The following is a 3060-nucleotide window of genomic DNA, read 5'->3' on the forward strand; positions in this document are numbered from 1 at the left end:
AATTTGTTCTTTGAAAACTAGATAATATTTTTTCTTAAATTAACAAACCGAGAACACCGCGTTTTAAAGAGTTTTAAACACAAGAATTTTCTTGACGCAAACTCATAACCGCTTTACCGTTGGTAAAGATAGGTTAAGTTATTAAGGGCGCATGGTGGATGCCTTGGCACTAGGAGCCGATGAAGGACGGGACTAACTCCGATATGCTCCGGGGAGCTGTAAGTAAGCTTTGATCCGGAGATCTCCGAATGGGGCAACCCAGTAGTTTTAATCGACTATTACCACTGATTGAATACATAGATCAGTTGGAGGAAGACGCAGGGAACTGAAACATCTAATTACCTGCAGGAAGAGAAAGAAAAATCGATTCCCTTAGTAGCGGCGAGCGAACGGGGAACAGCCCAAACCAAGAAGCTTGCTTCTTGGGGTTGTAGGACTGAACATTTGAGTTAACAAAGAAGTTTGTAACCGAATGACCTGGGAAGGTCAGCGAAAAAGGGTGATAGCCCCGTAGGTGAAACGAATTTCTCTCAGTTCAGGATCCTGAGTACGGCGGAACACGTGAAATTCCGTCGGAATCCGGGAGGACCATCTCCCAAGGCTAAATACTTCCTAGTGACCGATAGTGAACCAGTACCGTGAGGGAAAGGTGAAAAGCACCCCGGAAGGGGAGTGAAACAGTTCCTGAAACCATGTGCCTACAAGTAGTTAGAGCCCGTTAACGGGTGATAGCGTGCCTTTTGTAGAATGAACCGGCGAGTTACGTTTGTCTGCGAGGTTAAGCCGGAAATGGTGGAGCCGTAGCGAAAGCGAGTCTGAAGAGGGCGAAACTAGTAGGCAGACGTAGACCCGAAACCAAGTGACCTACCCATGTCCAGGTTGAAGGTGCGGTAAAACGCACTGGAGGACCGAACTCATGTATGTTGAAAAATGCTGAGATGAGGTGTGGGTAGCGGAGAAATTCCAAACGAACTTGGAGATAGCTGGTTCTCTCCGAAATAGCTTTAGGGCTAGCCTCGGAAGTTAGGATCGTGGAGGTAGAGCACTGTTTGAACTAGGGGCCCATCTTGGGTTACTGAATTCAGATAAACTCCGAATGCCACTGATCTATATCCGGGAGTCAGACTGCGAGTGATAAGATCCGTAGTCGAAAGGGAAACAGCCCAGACCACCAATTAAGGTCCCTAAATACATGTTAAGTGGAAAAGGATGTGGAGTTGCATAGACAACTAGGATGTTGGCTCAGAAGCAGCCATCATTTAAAGAGTGCGTAATAGCTCACTAGTCGAGTGACCCTGCGCCGAAAATGTACCGGGGCTAAACATGTTACCGAAATTGTGGATGCAACCATTAGGTTGCGTGGTAGGAGAGCGTTCTAAGGGCGGTGAAGCTAGACCGGAAGGACTAGTGGAGCGCTTAGAAGTGAGAATGCCGGTATGAGTAGCGAAAGACAGGTGAGAATCCTGTCCACCGAATGACTAAGGTTTCCTGGGGAAGGCTCGTCCTCCCAGGGTTAGTCGGGACCTAAGCTGAGGCCGCAAGGCGTAAGTGATGGCTAACAGGTTGAGATTCCTGTACTAGTTGTAATTGTTTGAACAATGGAGGGACGCAGGAGGCTAAGAACGCGCACTGTTGGATATGTGCGTCCAAGCAACAAGTTTTTAAGCGAGTCAAATGCTTGCTTATCTAAGAACGAGTTGTGATGGGTAGTGAAATTATAGTAACGAAGGTTCTGATGTCACACTGCCGAGAAAAGCTTCTAGTAAGATTGCAACTACCCGTACCGCAAACCGACACAGGTAGTCGAGGAGAGAATCCTCAGGTGAGCGAGAGAACTCTCGTTAAGGAACTCGGCAAAATGACCCCGTAACTTCGGGAGAAGGGGTGCTGATCGTCAGATCAGCCGCAGTGAATAGGCCCAAACGACTGTTTATCAAAAACACAGGTTTCTGCAAAATCGTAAGATGACGTATAGGGGCTGACGCCTGCCCGGTGCTGGAAGGTTAAGAGGATGGGTTAGCTTCGGCGAAGCTCAGAATTGAAGCCCCAGTAAACGGCGGCCGTAACTATAACGGTCCTAAGGTAGCGAAATTCCTTGTCGGGTAAGTTCCGACCCGCACGAAAGGCGTAACGATTTGGGCACTGTCTCGACGAGAGACTCGGTGAAATTATAATACCCGTGAAGATGCGGGTTACCCGCGACAGGACGGAAAGACCCCATGGAGCTTTACTGTAGCTTGATATTGGGTGTTTGTACAACTTGTACAGGATAGGTAGGAGCCATTGAAGTCGGAACGCTAGTTTCGACTGAGGCGTTGGTGGGATACTACCCTCGTTGTATGAACACTCTAACCCTCGCCAATAAACGTGGCGGGAGACAGTGTCAGGTGGGCAGTTTGACTGGGGCGGTCGCCTCCTAAAGAGTAACGGAGGCGCCCAAAGGTTCCCTCAGAATGGTTGGAAATCATTCGCAGAGTGTAAAGGCACAAGGGAGCTTGACTGCGAGACAGACAAGTCGAGCAGGGACGAAAGTCGGGCTTAGTGATCCGGTGGTTCCGCATGGAAGGGCCATCGCTCAACGGATAAAAGCTACCCTGGGGATAACAGGCTTATCTCCCCCAAGAGTCCACATCGACGGGGAGGTTTGGCACCTCGATGTCGGCTCATCGCATCCTGGGGCTGTAGTCGGTCCCAAGGGTTGGGCTGTTCGCCCATTAAAGCGGTACGCGAGCTGGGTTCAGAACGTCGTGAGACAGTTCGGTCCCTATCCGTCGCGGGCGTAGGAAATTTGAGAGGATCTGTCCTTAGTACGAGAGGACCGGGATGGACACACCGCTGGTGTACCAGTTGTTCTGCCAAGAGCATCGCTGGGTAGCTACGTGTGGATGAGATAAACGCTGAAAGCATCTAAGTGCGAAACTCACCTCGAGATAAGATTTCCCATTTCGTAAGAAAGTAAGACCCCTGAGAGAAGATCAGGTAGATAGGTTGGAAGTGGAAGTACAGTGATGTATGGAGCGGACCAAAACTAATCGGTCGAGGACTTAACCAAAAGAAAAA

At 49.3% G+C, this 3060-nt stretch carries 1 rRNA gene; it reads left to right on the plus strand.

Going from position 1 to position 3060, the window contains the following annotated elements:
- Positions 1-131: 131 nt before the first annotated feature.
- A 23S ribosomal RNA gene (locus FC81_RS04480) occupies positions 132-3052 on the plus strand.
- The last annotated feature ends 8 nt before the right edge of the window (positions 3053-3060 follow it).

This window comes from Liquorilactobacillus capillatus DSM 19910 (assembly GCF_001434915.1).
GTDB lineage: Bacteria > Bacillota > Bacilli > Lactobacillales > Lactobacillaceae > Liquorilactobacillus > Liquorilactobacillus capillatus.